Raw genomic sequence first — 696 nt, 5'->3', positions numbered from 1 at the left:
GAAGCGAAGCTTGCGCAAACTTGGTCTCCGGAACAGATCGCCGAAGAACGTCGTATGAGTGGGAAACCCTTTGTCTGCTTTAAGACAATCTACCGCTGGTTATATGCGAAACGCATTGCTGCAGGTGAAGTAAAGGTACTGCGCCATAAAGGGAAGCGGCGTAAGCCCACTGAGACACGTGGGCGCTTCCTCGTGGGAAAGACCATTAGTCAGCGCCCCAAAGAGATCCGTAAACGAGAATCATTCGGGCACTGGGAACTGGACACAGTAGTCTCCAGTCGTGGTAACAGTCGCGCTTGTGCCGCTACATTCATCGAGCGTAAAACAAGGCTCTACGTAGCTGTGAAGATGCCTGACCGTACGGCCCACTCCATGGAGGTGGCCTTTGGCGTTGTTGCAAGCCAGTACCCCCAAGGGACATTCCAGACGGCTACTGCGGATCGAGGGAAAGAGTTCGCCTGCTATAAGCAGCTAGAAACCTTTCATGGCGTGGATGTCTATTTCGCTGATCCCTACTCATCATGGCAACGTGGATCCAACGAGAACAGCAACGGCCTACTTCGAGAGTTTTTTCCAAAGGGTCATGATCTCGCTGAAATTACCGATGAGGAACTGGCCCATGCTATCCGCCTCATCAACCTCCGGCCCCGAAAGTGTCTCGGTTGGAAGTCTGCTCACGAATCGTTCATGGCAGAG

General features: G+C 53.0%; 1 protein-coding gene. It reads left to right on the top strand.

What is annotated here, in order from left to right; all coding sequences use genetic code 11:
- On the top strand, positions 1–696 hold a 696-nt coding region (locus tag DP091_RS25235), incomplete at both ends, for an IS30 family transposase (protein WP_113060837.1).

It is taken from the genome of Paenibacillus sp. MDMC362, from assembly GCF_003269305.1.
GTDB lineage: Bacteria > Bacillota > Bacilli > Paenibacillales > Paenibacillaceae > Paenibacillus_AQ.
Note: the sequence above shows the minus strand (reverse complement) of the source record. Positions and strands in the feature narration are given on the sequence as shown.